Genomic DNA, 17,138 nt, shown 5'->3' on the forward strand with positions numbered 1-17,138 from the left:
GACCGCGTTACTCCTGCGTCGCCTGGGCTTCGCGGCGGCGGCGCTTGCGTTCACGCTTGTCTTCGTACATGGCGGTATCGGCGAGCGCGATGGCCTGATCCGCGGTCACGAAACGCACGGCGACCACGCCGACACTCAACCCGGCGTGTTCGCCGTATGCGCTCGTACCGTTGCCCGCTTCCATGATGCGCGCGCGGATGTCTTCGGCGATGCGATGCGCTTCGTCCGCATCGAGAGCGCCTGGACCGACGAAGGCGAACTCGTCGCCGCCGATGCGCGCGAGCATGTCCGTGTCGCGCGTGACGCCGGACACCAGGTTGGCGCACTGCTTCAGATGGCTGTCGCCCGCGGCATGGCCGAACTCGTCGTTGATCTTCTTGAAGTCGTCGAGATCGATCATGCCGACGAGCACATACGAGCCGTCGCGGGCCGCGCGCGCGAGCAGCCGCCCGAGTTCGTCCTGCATGGCGCGGCGATTGGGCAGTCCGGTGAGCGCGTCCGTCAGCGCGAAGCGTGTCAGATATTCGTTGGAACGGCGCAGTTCGCCCATCAGGCGTTCACGTTCCACGTGCTGGGCGATGATCTTCGAGAACAGGTTGAGCGCACTGCGCGCGCGCGGACCGATCGCCTTGCTGCGGCGGCTCGCGGCGCACAGCGTGCCGATGACCGCGCCATTGCTGCCGCAGACCGGCGCGCTGGCGTAGGTCTCGATGCCGAGCGCCTTCGCCGCCTGGGAATCGCCCCAGATCTCGCTCACATTGGAGGTGAAGCGGCGTCCTTCGTCGATGCAGCGCCGGCACAATGTGTCCGACCACGGCACTTCGAGGCCTTCGCTGATGTCGAGATCGCCGGAGTTGCGCGCGAAGTCGACGGTCTGGATGCCGGCGGCCTCATCGATGGACGTCAGGTAGACAGACTCCAGACCGGTGACGATCTCGAGCATTTCGAGGAGTGGCCGGGTGAGTTGTTCGAGACTTTCTGCCGCGGCCACCGTTTCCGACAGCCGCTCAAGCATCGATTCCATGGATCCTGTCCGCGAGTCTTGGGGAAGCAGGATTGTAAACGGGAAAGAATGGAGCTTGCAGGGCGGGGCGGCTTTGCGTGCCCTTGGAGACCGTCAATCGATCATGCCGAGCGCGGCTGCGGCGAGTCTTCCCACGTCGAGCGTGCTGCCCGGGTGGCCGCCGTCTTCGAGTATCCAGGCCGTCGACAGACCGGTCCATGCGAGCACCCATTGCAGCAGACGTCGTCGTTCGAGATTCGCCGCATCGGCGACTTGATCGATGCGCCGCGCGAAGATGCCCGGCGTCAGCGCGCTCTCGGCGTCGGGATTGCAGAAGAGATTGGCGTAATCGAAGGTGCGTTCGCCGTGCAGTCCTTTCGGGTCGATCGCGAGCCAGCCGAGCGGCCCGAAGGCGAGCACGTTGCCGTGATGGATATCGCCGTGCAGGACCGTGATATCGCGTGGTAGGCGCAGTAGTTCGTCGGCGGTACGCGCACAGTGCTCGAACAGGCGGCCATGAGTGCTGGCTCCGGAGAGCAAGGCATTGAACCATTGCTTCAACGGCGCCAACGCAGGAAGCGGCTCTGAACGAGGCCCGTGCAGGCGTGAAGCGGCGGCACACAGGATGCGGGTCGCCTCATCATCGCGGCCTTCTTTCACCATCTCGGTCAGCGAGGTTGAGCCTTGCGCACGCACCATCAGCAACGCTTCGCTGTCGTGAGCCAGCACGGGCGCTGCGCCGTCGCCGCGCCACCACGCCATGACTGCGCCCCCTGCCTGTTCTTCGGGCTCGGAAGAGATCTTGAGGATGGCAGGTGTATCACGGTGGCGTACCGGAACAAGACAGGCATTCCGGGAAGAGAAGGGTTCGCCGTCTATCGTCAGCTCCCATCGCTTCAGGTACGGCTCGAACATGCTGGAGTGTCTTTCAGGTTGTGCCATGAGTCGATCGGTGCAATGCAAGGGCGAGATTTCATTCAACGCACCTCCCATTCTGCACTTCATTCACAGGCTGATTGAAAAGTTATGTCGGCACCTTGTAATTTGCAAATCGTGAGCTAACGTTTCCGATAGGATGCCGATTCAACCCGGTAGGCCGCCTTCTTCCTCAACCGATTCGAACGGCTCAAGCGGACGGGACGATGCGTGCCCATCGCCCCGTCATGTCTCGTGGGACCGAGCCTGACGACGGAGGTTGAAATGCGAGCAAAACCCACTCTGCTGTGTGCGTGCGTGTTGATGGCGTTTTCAAGCGAAGTGCTGGCGGAAAGTGTCAGCATCTCCAGCAACAATTCCACGCTGAAGGTCACGCGCGATGATCCCATCTATAACCTCGCGCTACCCAGCGACCCCGTGCAGTTGTTGAGAACCCTCGAATGGACCGTCGATGGACGGCGCATCCTGGTCTATCCCTCGGGGCCGTCGAGTTTCCTCGATCTCGGCCACATGCATTCCAATGCGCACGTCGGTGCGAATCAGATCCACGTGCAAGGCTTGATGCTCGGCTATGTGACGGGCGCCAATGCAGCCACGGTCGTGGGCGGCGTGGTTTATACCGTCGAGGGCGACACATCCGGGTCGCTCAGTTCGCGCATCACCGAAAAGGTCGATATCCTGAACAAGACCTCATCGCCCATCACGCTCTCGATGACCGGCCTCGGCTTCAAGCCGACCCAGGCGAGCCTCGAAGTGCCGAACTACAGCGGACTGGATGTCACCGGCACGACCGTCGCGGTCATCACGAATGGCCCGATCACCGAGACGCCGCCGCCGTTCGGCCAGGTGACGGTGCTGCCGGTCGTGTCGTTCACCGGCTTCAATCCGCTCTTCAACAAGGACGTCTCCGTTCCGCCCGGATCCACCTTGTCGATGATCACGGAGCTCAAGGTGTCGCGCGCAAGCAAGCTCCAGGAATTGCTGCGCGACACGCTGCCCGACCGCTTCAAGAACTCGCCATTCCTGAATAGTCCGTTCATCCGCCTGCCTTGAACTGCTTCACAACCCGGACGCGCGCAAGGCAATCGTTTGCCGATTCATGCATGGGCGGCGCACTTTACAAAACGCACGAGTGTGCCGCTTCTTACTCTGCTGATAGCTTCCGGCATCGCGAAGGAACGCGCCGGTCACGGCTTCATTGCTGTGTGTGAAATCGAACGGATTAAATCGGCTTTGGAAACGTAGGATATAAGGTTTCACGCGGTAGCTCCGACCAGGTGGATCTGCTTGACCGGACACATCTGCACGTGCTTTAGCGCGACGCTCGGCGCACTTAAGCATCCACTGCTAAAGCGCTTACGGCATTGTTACGAAGTCTGCGTCGCGTTTGCGTAGCATCATATGAACAAAGACTCACCGCACGTCCTTGCCACGCTTGGGAAACAAGCATGCGCCACGTGCTAAACAACGGTCAGGCGCGATCGCATGACACGGGTTATCTCAGGCTTTCCGGCCACATGACAACTTTGTTAAAAGAAATAGTTACCTGTCGTACCGCGTCTAATGCATCGATTATTGATTAATCAGATTCGCAGAGATAATAAATCTAACACCGCAGGCTTTCTCTTGAAAGCGCGCTCTGACTGGATAATCGATATTCAACCAGACGGTTTTTAGAAATGCGTGAATCAAGCTCCGCCCCTGACGCTCGCGCAGGCCCCGAAAGCCCCGCCACAGCGGCCCCGCGTGCCGCGTCCAAGGTAAGAAATTACAATGACGCACTGCCTCAGCGCATAAGCAACCCACCCACAAGCGCTTATACCGATGCGCTAAAAAAAGTTATCGGCTCACGGTTTTCCGTCTTGTAGACGTAAAAAGTCTGTGCTCTAATGCTGCCGAAATCATCAGGCAAACAAACGTTCACGAGACACACTTCCGCCTGATTCAAGCAAGTAATTTTTCCTCCATGCAGGCCATTACCTCCGACCAGGGTAGTGCTCATGGCCCTTGAGGAAACGGGGACGAGCGCTGACTCTGCTTTTCGGTGTTCTTCATGGCGGCTTGCTGTTCGCGCAAGGCTCGCTCGACCCTTCGTGTGGGGTAGTCCGGTTCCACGAAAGCTAAAGAAACATGCCCGCGCTGACGTTAGCCAGCGTCAGCGGGAAGGCGTTCGCGCGTCCTTTGCACCACAACGTTGCGTTCTCCACCGGCTTTTGCACGTCGTACCCAGGCTCGCGGGCAATGCGGGTAGTCAGTCATCTAAACAGAGTCAAGCGTCTCCGGAGAGATCCATGTCGAACAGTTTGCAAAAGTGGGTGGGCCGCAACCGTCCGCCGCGTGTCCAGATCACCTATGACGTCGAAGTCGGCGATGCCACCGAAAAGCGCGAGCTGCCGCTCGTGGTGGGCCTGCTGGCCGACCTCTCGGGTCAGCCGGAAACGCCGCTGCCCAAGCTCAAGGAGCGTCGCCTGGTCGAGATCGACCGCGACAACTTCGACGAGATCATGGGCAACATCGCCCCGCGTCTCGACCTGTCCGTGCCCGACACGATGAAGGGCGAGGGCAACCTCAAGGTCGAACTCAAGTTCGAACAGTTCTCCGATTTCCATCCCGAAAGCATCGTCAACCAGGTTCCGCGTCTCGCGAAGCTGCTTGAAGCGCGCCAGCAACTGCGCGATCTGCTCGGCAAGCTCGACGGCAACGACGAACTCGACTCCATGCTCGAGCGCATCGTCCTGAGCAGCGAAGAACTGAAGGCGGTTCAGAGCCAGGCGCAAGCCAGCGCCACGCCGGGCGCCTGAGACAGCCACAGGCCTCAGGCCCCAACCCGCATAGCAGACGCGATCGGGACGAGAAGCGTCCGATCGTGAGCGCAACGAACTTGCAAAGGTGATTCAGATGGAAAGCACGACTGCAGCCGGCGCGGCCGGCAGCGAAGCCCGGACGCTCGACGCGGCCACCGCCGAACTGAGCCTCCTGGAGCGCATCGTCCAGGAAGGCAACATGGCCGTGGAGCCGTCGCAAAGCGGCTACGCGAAGAAACTGATTGGCCAGCTCGCATCGCAGATCCTCGACGAAGGCATGCGCACGAGCCCGGACAAGAGCGTCGTCGCGATGATCAACGAGCGCGTCGCCGAAATCGACCAGTTGCTCACGGACCAGCTCAACGCGATCATGCACGACCCGGCATTCCAGGCGCTCGAAGCGTCGTGGACCGGCCTGCACGACATGGTCTACGGCACGGAAACGGGCCCGCAGCTGAAGCTGCGCCTGTTGAACGTGACCAAGAAGGAACTGCTGAAAGACCTCGAAACCGCGGTCGATCACGACATGAGCACGCTCTTCAAGAAGGTCTATGAAGACGAATACGGCACGTTCGGCGGCCTGCCGTACTCGCTGTTGATCGGCGACTACACGTTCGGCCGTCATCCGCAGGACATCGCGCTGCTCGAGCGCATCTCGAAGGTGGCCGCCGCCGCGCACGCACCGTTCGTCGCAGCAGCGGCGCCGAGCCTGTTCGACCTGAAGTCGTTCACCGAACTCGGCGTGACGCGCGATTTGTCGAAGGTCTTCGAAAGCGCCGAACTCGCCGGCTGGCGCAGCTTCCGCGATTCGGAAGACTCGCGTTATGTGTCGCTCGTGCTGCCCTCGTATGCCGCACGCCTGCCGTATGGCGCGCAGACGAATCCGGTCGACAGCTTCAGCTTCGAGGAAGACGTCGACGGCACCGAGCACGGCAAGTACCTGTGGGCCAACTCGGCCTATCAGCTCGGCCTGCGCATCACGGATGCCTTCGCCAAGTACAACTGGTCCACGGCGATCCGCGGCGTGGAAGGCGGCGGCAAGGTGGAAGGCCTGCCGGCGCACGCGTTCAAGACCGGCGAGGGCGACATCGTCCTCAAGTGCCCGACGGAAGTGACCATCACCGATCGCCGCGAGAAGGAACTGAACGACCTCGGCTTCATCGCGCTGGTGAACTCGAAGGGCTCGAACTCGGCGACCTTCTTCGGCGGCCAGACGACCAACCGTCCGAAGGTCTACAACAAGGACTCGGCCAACGCCAACGCGCAACTGTCCGCGCGTCTGCCGTACGTGCTCGCGGCCTCGCGTTTCGCGCATTACCTGAAGGTGATGATGCGCGACAAGATTGGCAGCTTCCAGACGCGCAGCGACATCGAGTCGTATCTGAACAACTGGATCGCCGACTACGTGCTGCTGAACCCGTCGGCTTCGCAGGCGCAGAAGGCGCGCTTCCCGCTCGGCGAAGCACGCGTGGACGTGACGGAAGTGCCCGGCAAGCCGGGCGCATATCGCGCCACCTGCTTCCTGAAGCCGCACTTCCAGATGGAAGAGCTGACCGCTTCGATTCGCCTGGTCGCGGAACTGCCCGCAGCCGCAGCGTGATGGCACGGCGTGCGGTTCATGCCGCGCGCCGACCCGATTCCACTTCATTGATAACAATTGGTCATGGATACGATTCTCCTCAAGATTGACAAGATCAAGGGCAACAGCGCGCTGACCGGCCACGCCGACCAGATCATCCTCAGCAGCTATTCGTTCGGCATCCAGCTGCCGATGAACCCGGATCCCTCGGCGACCGAACGTACGCTCGGCCGCGCGATGTTCAGCGAAGTGCATTGCACCAAGATCACCGACCTGGCCACGCCGTCGCTGTACCGCGCGTGCGCCGCCGGCGACAAGCTGGGCGACGCGACCATCAGCATCGGCCGCACGGAAAACGGCAAGTTCATGGAGCTGATGACCTACGTGCTGACCGACGCGATGATCTCGAACGTCAACACGTCGGGCGCGGGCCAGCCGAGCGATGCATTCGCGATCGGCTACTCGAAGATCACGGCGGTCTACACGCAGCAGAAGACCGACTCGACGCAGAAGGGCAAGACGTCGTTCGGCTGGGATGTCGCCGCCGACGCCGACGCTGCGCCTGCCGCAAGCTGATCCTGTCCCAACGCGGCGCGCCTCGCACCAGCGAAGCGTGCCGCGCAGTCGTGGTTTTCTGGAGTACGCGCGCCATGCCGGCAGCAAGCGGTTCACCGATGCCTCTGTTCGACTGCCTCGCCGGCGACGGCGAGGCGCAGCTCTCGGGCGCCGATGCGCTGCGGGAGTCGGTCGCGCGCGAACTCGGCCGCTTGTTCAATACGCGCTCGCCGTTGACGCTCGACGCCTTCGCCGCCAGCGACGGCACCGTGCTCGACTACGGCCTGCCTGATTTCTCCGATCGCTCGCTGCAATCGGCGTTCGACCGCGAGGCCATCGCCGCCGCGGTGAAGCAAGCCATCGCGCGGTTCGAGCCGCGTCTCGTCAATGTCAGCGTGAAGTTCGACGCGCGCGCCGTGGTCTCGGTGGGCGGCGAGCTGCGCGCCGGCCGCAACGTCCAGCAAGTGGCCTTCGAACTGGCCGCCGACGGCGACGCCTTCGCCGTCCGCGAAGCGGAAGCGGTCTGACATGGCCCCCGACGACATCCTTCAGTACTACAAGCGCGAGCTGTCCTATCTGCGGATCCAGGGCGCGGACTTCGCGCGCCGCTATCCGAAAATCGCGGCGCGGCTTGCGCTGCATGGCACGGAATCGCTGGACCCGCATACCGAACGCCTGATCGAGGCCACGGCGTTTCTCGCCGCGCGCGTGCATCGCGACCTGGATCAGGAGTTTCCGCAAGTGGCGTCGGCGCTGCTCGACAACGTCTGTCCGACGCTCGTGCAGCCGGTGCCGTCGATGACGGTCGCGCACTTCGAACTCGATCCGAGCCAGGGCAAGGTGACGGCCGGTTTCGCCGTGCCGCGCCATACGTCTTTGCAGGCCCATACCGAAAGCGGCGACGTGTGCCGCTTCCGCACCGCGTGGGATACCACGCTGTGGCCGCTCGTCATAAGCCGCGCGCAGTTCGGCGACGACGCTACGCTGCGTCTCACGCTCGAATGCACGGGCGGCGCGGACTTCAGCGAACTGGAACTGACGCAGTTGCGCGTGCATCTGCATGGCGACTGGATGGTGACGATGCCGCTCTACGAGCTGCTCGTGTCCGGCGTCGCCGATGTCTCGGTGCGGCCCGAAGCCGCGCGCGCCGCGACGCTGCTGCCCGCGCGCGCGTTCCGCGAAGTGGGCTACGGCGAACACGACGACGTGCTGCCGCGTCCGCCGAACGCGCAACCGGCCTACGCGCTGATGCAGGAATACTTCGCGTTCCCGCGCAAGTTCCATTTCTTCGACCTGCATCATCTGCAAGGGCGTCTCGGCCGTGGCCGCAGCTGCGAAGTCATCCTGCACCTGACGCGCGCGCCGCGCGGTCTCGGCATGCTGAACGCGGGCAATTTCCAGCTGGGCTGCACGCCGGTCATCAACCTGTTCTCGCAGACGAGCGAGCCGATCGTCGTCGATCAGCGTCATTACGAATACCGCCTCGTCGCCGATCAGCGCCGCGAGTCGATCACCGAGATTCATTCGGTGGTCTCGGTCGTCGCGTCCGATCCTTCGCTGGAACGCGCGGAAACCGTGCCGTGCTTTTCCGCGATCGACCACGTCGAAGCCGATGGCGAGACCGTGTTCTGGTCGGCGCGGCGCGAGCACAGCCTGCGCGAGAACGTGCAGGGCACCGACACCTTCCTGAGCTTCGTCAACGCGGCCAGCGCGCTCGCCGAACCCGGCGCGCCGGTGGTCTACGCGAACGTGCTCTGTACCAACCGGCGCCTCGCGGAACACGTGCCGATCGGCGCGCGCATGTTCGTCGAAAAGGTTTCGCAGAACGCCCGCGTGCGCTGCCTGTACGAGCCCACCGCGCAGCGCAGTCCGGCGCTCGGCAGCGAAACGCTGTGGCGCCTGATCTCGCTGCTCACTTTGAACTATCACTCGCTGGTGAGCGGCGCGACGGGCCGCGCGCAGTTGCAGGAAATGCTGCGCCTGTTCGCCGCCGAAACCACCCGCGAGCAGGAACAGATTCGCGGCATCCGCAGTGTTGAGGCGCGCAGCGTGACGGCGCACGTCGGCAGCGACGCGTGGCGGGGCTATTGCCGTGGCACCGAAGTGGCGGTCGAGTTCGATCCCGACACCTTCGTGGGCGGCTCGCCGCTGCTGATGGGCGCCGTGCTCGCGCGCTTCTTCGCGATGTACACCTCGGTCAATTCATTCGTGCGGCTGGTCGTGCGCCGCGGAGACGAGACATGGAAGCAATGGGAGCCGATGACCGGCTGCCAGCAGCTGCTCTGATCGCCCGTCTCCAGGCGAATCCGCAGCGTTTCGATCTGTTCCAGGCGATCAGTCTCCTGGAACGCGCCGTGCCGTCCGCGCGTCCGCTCGGGCGCGGCAACGGTCTTGGCGAAGGCGTGCGGCTGACGGGGCATGTGTCGCTCGCGTTCGAACCGAGCGATGTGCGGCGCGTGCAGGCGCACACCGCAGCCGATGCCGCCACGCCCGACTACACGCCGCGCGCCGCCTGGACGCTGACCACGCCGGTGCTCACGCTGGCGGGCGCGAACGGTCCGCTGCCGGTGTCGTTCACGGAACTCGTGCTGGAACGCCGCGCGAAGCGCGATCACGCGACCGCCGACCTGCTCGACATCTTCAATCACCGCTTCCTGTCGTTCCTGTACCGCAGCCGCAAGAAGCACGCGCCGGGTCTGAACTGGCGTTCGCCGCATGCATCGGCGCTGGCGGGGGCGCTCGACGCACTGTCGAATCTCGGCTTGCGCGCGGGCGTGCGCGGCCCGGAAGGCGTGCGGCTCTGGATGCGTCACGCGGGCCTGATGAGCGCCGCGCCGCGTTCGATGAGCGGTCTCGTCGCGCTGCTGTCCGACCGGCTCGGCCTGACCGTGCGCGGCACGCAGTTCGAAGGCGGCTGGCGCGAACTGGATCGCGCGGATGCGCTGCGCCTTGCGCGCGCCGGCTCGGGTGCGCCGCGTCTCACGTCCTACACCGTGCTCGGCCAGCGGACGTGGGATCAGGCGAGCGGCATCAGTCTCGTGTTTCCCGATCTGTCGAAGGAACACTTCGACGCGCTCCTGCCCGGCGGACGCCTTCACGCGCTCGCTGCCTGGCTGACGCGCGCGTATCTCCAGCAGGACCTCGAGGTGCATTTCGTTCTGCATCTCGCGCCGCAACGCACTGCCTGCGAGGCCGGCGGCCCGCGTGCGTCCCGCCTCGGCTGGACCTCGTGGCTCGGCGGTTCGCGCGGGTCCGATCACGCGCCGGCTCCGGTGCGCCTCGCCCTGCGCGAGACGCCCGCAGCCGCGCCGACGAACTCCTGAAGCGCATGGACATCGATATCCGCACCTTGTTGGGCCGTCTCAATCCCGAATGCAAGCTCGCCATGGAGCAGGCCGCGCAACTGTGCGTGCGCCAGACCCATTACAACGTTGATGTCGAGCATCTGCTGCTGGTGCTGCTCGAAGCCGACGCCCCCGACCTGAAGGCGATCCTCGGGCACTTCGGCATCAAGCCGGAGACGCTGACGGCGCAGCTGCAAAAAGCCGTCGATGCCTTCAAGCGCGGCAATGGCCGCACGCCCGCGCTGTCGCCGAACTTTTCGCCGCTGTTCCAGGAAGCGTGGCTGCTCAGCTCGATGCTGCTCGGCGAACAGCAGATCCGTTCGGGCACGCTGGCGCTCGCGCTGCTCGAAGTGGACAGCCTGCGCGGCATGCTGCTCGAATCCGCGCCCGCGTTGCTGAACATCCCGCGCGCGAACCTGCGCGAGCGGCTCGCGGCGATTCTTGCGGGATCGGCGGAAGATGCGGGCGGCGCACAAACGCCCGCAGCCGCACCCGATGCCCAAACGGCGAAAGCCATGCCGACCATGGCGCCGAACGCGAACGGCCGGCAGTCGGCGCTGGACCAGTTCACCGTCGACATGACCGGTCTCGCGCGCGAAGGCAAGATCGATCCGATCCGCGGCCGCGACAGCGAGATCCGTCAATTGATCGACGTGCTGCTGCGCCGCCGCCAGAACAACCCGATCCTCACGGGCGAGGCGGGCGTCGGCAAGACGGCGGTGGTCGAAGGCTTCGCGCAGCGCATCGTGCAGGGGGACGTGCCGCCCGCGCTCGTCAACGTCTCGGTGCGTTCGCTCGATCTCGCGCTGTTGCAGGCCGGCGCGGGCGTGAAGGGCGAATTCGAGAACCGGCTCAAGTCCGTGATCGCGGAAGTGAAGGCGTCGCCGGTGCCGGTGATCCTGTTCATCGACGAGGCGCATCAGCTGATCGGCGCGGGCGGCAGCGAAGGGCAGGGCGATGCCGCCAATCTGCTCAAGCCGGCGCTGGCGCGCGGCGAACTGCGCACGATTGCAGCCACCACGTGGGCCGAATACAAGAAGTACGTCGAGCGCGATCCGGCGCTCGCGCGGCGCTTCCAGGTGGTGAAGGTGGAGGAGCCGAGCGAGGCGGTCGCCATCGACATGCTGCGCGGCATGGTACGCAAGCTGGAAGAACATCACGGCGTGGAAATTCTCGACGACGCCGTGCGCGACGCCGTCAAGCTGTCGCATCGCTATATCTCGGGACGGCAGTTGCCGGACAAGGCGATCAGCGTGCTCGACACGGCCTGCGCGCGCGTCGCGATCGGCCAGAACGGCGTGCCGGAGGACATCGAGGCGCTGGGCCGCTCCATCGATACCGCCGAGAACCAGTTGCGCATCTATCGCCACGAAGCGGCGACGGGCACGGACCGCGCGGAAGCCATCGCGGCGCTGTCGAAGACGCTGGAAGAGGAGCGCACGCAGCGCGCGCGCCTGACCGACAAGCTCGCCACCGAAAAGCGCGCTGTCGATGAAATCCTCGCGTGGCGCAAGAAGATCCGCGATTTCGTCGAGCAGGACACGCCCGCCGCGCACGAGGACGGCGACGACGCCGAGTCGCTGACCGCCAATCTGTCGCGTCTGGAGAAGGGTCTCGAAGCGGTGCAGAACGACGAGCCGCTGGTGCCGGTGTGCGTCGATTCGGAGACGGTCGCCAAGGTCATCTCGGGCTGGACCGGCATTCCGGTGGGCCGCATGCTCGCCGACGAACTGCATACCGTGCTGTATCTGCAGGACAAGCTGGCGGAACGCGTCGTGGGGCAGGACGAAGCGCTCGACGCCATCGCGCGCCGCGTGCGCACCTTCCGCGCCGATCTCGACGATCCGGGCAAGCCGGTCGGCGTGTTCATGCTGGTGGGGCCGAGCGGCGTCGGCAAGACGGAGACGGCCTTTGCGCTCGCGGACATGCTGTATGGCGGCGAGCGCAACATGATCACCGTGAACATGTCGGAGTTCCAGGAGGCGCACAGCGTGTCCGGGCTCAAGGGTGCGCCGCCGGGCTATGTCGGCTACGGGCGCGGCGGCGTGCTGACGGAAGCGGTGCGGCGCCGTCCGTACAGCGTCGTGCTGCTCGACGAAATGGAGAAGGCGCACCCGGACGTGCTGGAACTCTTCTTCCAGGTGTTCGACAAGGGCGTGATGGAAGACGGCGAAGGCGTGCCGATCGACTTCAAGAACACGCTGATCCTGCTCACCTCGAACGCGGCGCAGGACGTCATCACCGACGCCTGCCGGGGCGGCCGCCGTCCGCCGCCGGAAGAGATCATCGAGAAGCTGCGCCCGGCGCTGCTGCGCCAGTTCAGCCCGGCGTTCCTCGGCCGGCTCGTGCTGGTGCCTTACTACCATCTGGGCGACGCGCAGATCAACGCGATCGTGACGCTCAAGCTGGAGCGCATCGCGAAGCGCTTCGAGCGCAATCATCATGCGCCGCTGACGTGGGACGAGAGCGTCGCCACGCTGATCGCGCAACGCTGCAAGGAAGTGGACAGCGGCGCGCGCAATGTCGATCACATCCTGACGCAGGCCGTCTTGCCGGAACTCGCGCAACAGGTGCTGGAACGGATCTCGATCTCCGAGCCGTTCGGCGGCGTGCATCTGACGCTGTCGGCGGCGGACGAGATCGTGTTCCGCTTCGCCCCGGCGGAGGCGTAAGCGCATGTCCACGCCGACCCAGACCAACAGCTTCGCCACCGTCTCCACGCCGTTCGGAGCCGATGTGCTGCTGCTCGACGGTTTCGGCGGACACGAGGCGCTGTCGGAGCTGTTTCGCTTCGACCTGCGGATGCGTTCGACGGAGATGTCGCTGGATGCGGCGCAGATCGTCGGCAAGAGCGTCACCGTGACGCTCAAGGACGGCAGCGGCACGCCGCGCTGCTTCAATGGCATCGTGACGCGCTTCGCGCATGCGGGCGCGGATGGCAATCACGCGTTCTATTCCGCCGAACTCGCGCCGCGCCTGTGGCTGCTCGCGCTCGGCCAGGACCGCGTGATCTGGCAGAACAAGACGCCGCTCGACATCATCAAGCAGCTGCTCAACACGTATGCGGTGACCTTCGCGGACCGCACCAAGAGCGCGGGCAGCACGGCGCGCGAATATTGCGTGCAGTACGACGAGAGCCCGTTCGCGTTCATGTCGCGGCTGATGGAAGAGGAAGGCATCTTCTTCTTCTTCGAGTTCGCGGCGGACCAGCACACGCTGGTGCTCGCCGACGACACCTCCGCGCACCTCGACGGCCCCGTGAGCACGCTTTACTACATGCCCGAGAGCCAGGTGTCGCAGGCGCAGCATCTGGGCCGCTTCTCGATGTCGCAGGGCGTGACGGCGGGCGAGCACATCACGGGCGACTACGACTACACGGCGCCGGACGTCGCGCTGCTGACGACGGACAAAGGCAGCTCGACCATCCAGACCGCGCCGCGCTACCTATTTCCGGGCAAGTACACGGACACGACGCGCGGCGGCGCGCTGATCGGCACGCACCTGAAGGCGCATACGCTCGAAGCGCAGACCGGCCATGGCGAGGGCGGCTGCTACAGCCTCGCGGCAGGCGCGAAGTTCACGCTGAGCGGCCATCCGAGCGCCGCGCTCAACACCAGCTATGTGGTGCGCGCGGTGCGGCACACGGCGTCGAACGCGTCGTATCGCAATACCTTCGACGTGTTCCCGGCCACCGTGCCGTTCCGCGCGCCGCACGCGAGCCGGCGTCCGCTGGTGGCCGGTACGCATACGGCGAAGGTCGTCGGGCCGTCGGACGAGGAAATCTGGACCGACTCGCAAGGTCGCGTGAAGCTCAAGTTCCACTGGGACCGCTCCGCAGGCTCGAACGAAGACAGCTCGTGCTGGGTGCGCGTGGCGCAGTCGATGGCCGGCGCGGGCTGGGGACACCTGTTCCTGCCGCGCATCGGCCAGGAAGTGGTGGTGAGTTACGTCGACGGCGATCCGGACCGGCCCATCGTCACCGGCTGCGTCTACAACGGCCAGAACGCGCCGCCCGTCACGCTGCCGGCCAACCAGACGCAGAGCGTGATCCGCTCGCGCTCGTCGAAGAACGGCGCGGCGGGCAACGAGATCCGCATGGAAGACAAGCTCGATGCCGAAGAGCTGTTCTTCCACGCGCAGAAGGACATGAAGGTCGATATCGAGAACGCGCTGACCACGACGGTCAAGGCGGGCGCGGAAACCCACACGGTGTCGAAGGGCGACCGCACGGTGGCGGTGAGCGAAGGCAACGAAACGCACTCGGTGAAGGGCAAGCGCACGCTCTCCGTGACCGGCGACGAAGCGCATACCAACGACGCGAAGTTCACCCACACCGTGAGCGGCGACCACGCCCACACGGTGAATGGCAATTACACGCTCAAGGTCGGCGGCAATCTGACGATAGAGGTGACAGGCTCCGTCAGTATCAAGGCCGGAACCTCGTTCGCGACCGAAGCGGGCACGACGCACGCCAGCAAGGCGGCGACGACGCTCAGCACCGAGGGCGCGATGATTTCGCACAAGGCTTCGGCGACGCAGACCGTCGAGGCATCGGCGCAGCTGGCCCTGAAGGGCGGCGTCGTGCAGTTGAACTGAGGCGTGTGATGAAGGAAGCCGCTGCGGTGGACACCACCCTGGTCGAAACGCGCGATGCGCTCGGCAATCGGGTCGGCCACATGCACTTCGCGAACGGCGTGCCGCATGGCGAGGCCATGCAGTGCACGCCGGAAGGCACGACGCTGCTGCGCGCGATGTACGCGCACGGCGTGCTGGACGGCCCGACGCAGACCTTCGACGCGGAAGGCGCGCCGGTGCAGGCGTCGCACTATCGCGGCGGCAGGCTGGACGGCGTGATGTCGCTGTATCAGGACGGGCGGCTCGCGGCACGTCAGCACTATGTGCTCGGTGTGCTGCACGGCGAGAGCGTGACGTATGCGCCGTCGGGTCTGGTGACGTCGCGGATGAAGATGGAAGCGGGCAAGCCCGACGGCGAAGCGGTGTTCATGCACGACGGCGTGGTCACGCGCCGCGTGCGCTACGCGCGGGGCCAGTTCGAAGGCGAGACGCGCGAGTACGACATGCACGGCGGGCTCGCGGCGAGCCTGCCGTATCGCGCGGGACTGCTGCACGGCACGGCGCGCCGCTACGCGCCGGACGGCGCGGTGACGCACGAGCGCAGCTACAAGCTCGGCAAGCCGCAAGGCGAATGGCGCGCGGTCGAGGCCGGGGCGCAGCCCGGCGACGGCGCGCGCGGTCCGCGTCTGGTGAACAAGCTGGAAAAGTGGGTGCGCGGCTGATCGGCCCGCACGAGAACGAGGAACAGGGACATGGGAATCCAGGTGACAGCGGGGGCGACGTTGCAATGCAGCTTTGGCGCGGCGCCGGGCACGCTGCAGGTGCTGCCCGTGAACCGCGTGCTGTGCGGCACGCCGGCGGCGACCATCATGGACAACGTGCCGATGGTCAACGTGCTGCCGTTCGGCACCTGCACCTCGATGGCGAATCCGGTCGTGGCCGCCGCGACGGCCGCCGCGCTCGGCGCGCTGACGCCGATGCCGTGCGTGCCCGCCACCACCGCGCCGTGGGCGCCGGGTTCGCCGACGGTGCTGATCGGCTCGCTGCCCGCGTTGCAGAACTCTTCGAAATTGATGTGCATGTGGGCCGGCGTGATCCAGGTGGTCGCGCCCGCCCAGGTCACGACGATGACCGCCTGAGGACCGACGATGCAATACGTTTTTTCGATGACCTCGCGCATGGTGACAATCGCCGCGGCGAGCGCGTTGCTGCTGTGTGTGCTGCTGTTCCTGCTGGGCGTCGAGATCGGCGCGCGCATGGGGCATCCGGCGGCGGTGTCGGCAAGCCCAACGCCCGCCATCGCCGCGTCCGCGCCCACCGACCTGTTGCCGCCGCAGGATCCGTCCGCGGCGTCGAGCGCTTCTGCTTCTTCCAATTGAGACCGTCTTTCATGCCGTTGACCTTCATCCGCCTGCTTTCGACACACCTTCGCCGCATCGGCGCGCTGGCCGCCGCCGTGCCGATGCTGTTTGCCATGGCAAGCGTGTTCGCTGCAACGCCTCCGCTCGCCGCTCCCGTAACGACAGCCGCACCCGCCGCACCGCAGGCACTCACCTCGACCGGCCTCGTGCAGATGCCGGACGGACGCCTGCTCGCGCCGGAATTCGCACGCATCATCGGGCGCGGTGAACTGGTGGTCGCGGTGCTGAGCGTCGATCAGCCGCCGTTCTTCGAAGAGAAAAACGGCACGCTCACGGGCCTCGACATCGATCTGGCCAAGGACATCGCGCAAAAGCTGCGCGTGAAGGTCCGCTTCAACCGCGACGCGAAGACCTTCGACGAAGTCGTCGATCTGCTGGCGCGCGGCCAGGCCGACATCGCCGTGAGCAAGCTCTCCCGCACGCTGACGCGCGCGACGGTGATCTCCTTCAGCACGCCCTATCTGCGCCTCGAACGCGCGCTGCTGTTGAACCGCGTGAAGTTCGCGCAACTGGCGCACGGCCGCTCGGTGCCGGAAGTGATCCGCAACTACGACAGCACCATCGGCGTGGTCGCGAATTCGTCGTATGCGGGCTATGTGGTCAACAACTTCCCGCATGCGCAGGTGCGCAGCTTCGCGACCTGGGAAGACGTGCTGAAGGCGCTCAATGCCGGCGAAATCACTGCCGCATACCGCGACGAGTTCGAAGTCAAGCGCGTGCTCAAGGTCGATCCGACCGCTTCGCTGCGCCTGCGCGTCGTGACCTTGCAGGACCTCGAAGATACGCTCGCCATCGGCGTGAATGTGAACGCCCCGGCGCTGCTGTCCTTCATCAACCAGTTCCTCTCGGAACGCAGCGTGAAGCTGAACGTGAGTTCGGTACTTCAGGCGACGGACCACTGAGCGTTGGCGGTACGCGACG

Annotated in this window: 15 protein-coding genes; 13 read left to right on the top strand and 2 right to left on the bottom strand. The window is 65.2% G+C overall.

Translation table 11 applies throughout. The annotated features are described in order from the left end of the window. Positions 1 to 7 precede the first annotated feature (7 nt). On the bottom strand, positions 8 to 1,024 hold the full coding sequence (locus QCE64_RS14375; protein WP_310004451.1) for a sensor domain-containing diguanylate cyclase: 1,017 nt from the start codon (positions 1,022 to 1,024) through the stop codon (positions 8 to 10). 93 nt (positions 1,025 to 1,117) lie between these two features. Next, entirely contained in the window at positions 1,118 to 1,918 is an 801-nt protein-coding gene (locus QCE64_RS14380; RefSeq protein ID WP_310004453.1) for an aminoglycoside phosphotransferase family protein, read from the bottom strand. 285 nt (positions 1,919 to 2,203) lie between these two features. Between QCE64_RS14380 and QCE64_RS14385 the strand changes: the two genes are divergently transcribed. The 13 genes from QCE64_RS14385 to QCE64_RS14445 all read left to right on the top strand — a co-directional run bounded on the left by QCE64_RS14385 (position 2,204) and on the right by QCE64_RS14445 (position 17,119). Continuing rightward, positions 2,204 to 2,992, top strand: coding sequence for a hypothetical protein (locus tag QCE64_RS14385; RefSeq protein ID WP_309920775.1), 789 nt, complete (start codon positions 2,204 to 2,206; stop codon positions 2,990 to 2,992). Positions 2,993 to 4,230: 1,238 nt separating this feature from the next. Further along, positions 4,231 to 4,740 (top strand): type VI secretion system contractile sheath small subunit, encoded by a 510-nt coding sequence (gene tssB, locus QCE64_RS14390; protein ID WP_309920777.1) that lies wholly within the window; start codon positions 4,231 to 4,233, stop codon positions 4,738 to 4,740. A gap of 97 nt (positions 4,741 to 4,837) precedes the next feature. Continuing rightward, positions 4,838 to 6,343 carry a type VI secretion system contractile sheath large subunit gene (tssC, locus tag QCE64_RS14395; protein WP_309920780.1) on the top strand — a complete coding sequence of 502 codons (1,506 nt, stop codon included), beginning with the start codon at positions 4,838 to 4,840 and terminating at the stop codon, positions 6,341 to 6,343. Positions 6,344 to 6,406: 63 nt separating this feature from the next. After that, positions 6,407 to 6,898, top strand: coding sequence for a type VI secretion system tube protein Hcp (locus QCE64_RS14400; RefSeq protein WP_309920785.1), 492 nt, complete (start codon positions 6,407 to 6,409; stop codon positions 6,896 to 6,898). Between the two features lie 74 nt (positions 6,899 to 6,972). After that, entirely contained in the window at positions 6,973 to 7,404 is a 432-nt protein-coding gene (gene tssE, locus QCE64_RS14405; RefSeq protein ID WP_310004455.1) for a type VI secretion system baseplate subunit TssE, read from the top strand. Position 7,405: 1 nt separating this feature from the next. Beyond that, a complete protein-coding gene (gene tssF / locus QCE64_RS14410) occupies positions 7,406 to 9,163 on the top strand; it encodes a type VI secretion system baseplate subunit TssF (RefSeq protein ID WP_310004457.1) in 1,758 nt (585 codons plus the stop codon). Further along, on the top strand, positions 9,118 to 10,200 hold the full coding sequence (tssG, locus tag QCE64_RS14415) for a type VI secretion system baseplate subunit TssG (RefSeq protein ID WP_310004459.1): 1,083 nt from the start codon (positions 9,118 to 9,120) through the stop codon (positions 10,198 to 10,200). Before tssF ends, tssG begins: the two co-directional genes overlap by 46 nt. Before the next feature lie 5 nt (positions 10,201 to 10,205). Then, positions 10,206 to 12,893 carry a type VI secretion system ATPase TssH gene (gene tssH / locus QCE64_RS14420; RefSeq protein ID WP_309920795.1) on the top strand — a complete coding sequence of 896 codons (2,688 nt, stop codon included), beginning with the start codon at positions 10,206 to 10,208 and terminating at the stop codon, positions 12,891 to 12,893. A gap of 4 nt (positions 12,894 to 12,897) precedes the next feature. Further along, positions 12,898 to 14,817, top strand: coding sequence for a type VI secretion system tip protein TssI/VgrG (gene tssI / locus QCE64_RS14425; protein ID WP_310004461.1), 1,920 nt, complete (start codon positions 12,898 to 12,900; stop codon positions 14,815 to 14,817). 8 nt (positions 14,818 to 14,825) lie between these two features. Then, positions 14,826 to 15,518, top strand: coding sequence for a toxin-antitoxin system YwqK family antitoxin (locus tag QCE64_RS14430; RefSeq protein ID WP_309920800.1), 693 nt, complete (start codon positions 14,826 to 14,828; stop codon positions 15,516 to 15,518). A 30-nt stretch (positions 15,519 to 15,548) separates the two neighbouring features. Continuing rightward, positions 15,549 to 15,935, top strand: a complete 387-nt coding sequence (locus QCE64_RS14435) for a DUF4280 domain-containing protein (RefSeq protein ID WP_309920802.1) — start codon at positions 15,549 to 15,551, stop codon at positions 15,933 to 15,935. Between the two features lie 9 nt (positions 15,936 to 15,944). After that, the gene (locus tag QCE64_RS14440; RefSeq protein ID WP_309920805.1) at positions 15,945 to 16,175 is read left to right on the top strand and encodes a hypothetical protein; all 231 of its coding nucleotides are present in this window, start codon (positions 15,945 to 15,947) and stop codon (positions 16,173 to 16,175) included. A gap of 11 nt (positions 16,176 to 16,186) precedes the next feature. Beyond that, a complete protein-coding gene (locus QCE64_RS14445; protein ID WP_404987375.1) occupies positions 16,187 to 17,119 on the top strand; it encodes a substrate-binding periplasmic protein in 933 nt (310 codons plus the stop codon). The last annotated feature ends 19 nt before the right edge of the window (positions 17,120 to 17,138 follow it).

Origin of the sequence: Caballeronia sp. LZ043 (genome assembly GCF_031451075.1) — a bacterium.
GTDB lineage: Bacteria > Pseudomonadota > Gammaproteobacteria > Burkholderiales > Burkholderiaceae > Caballeronia.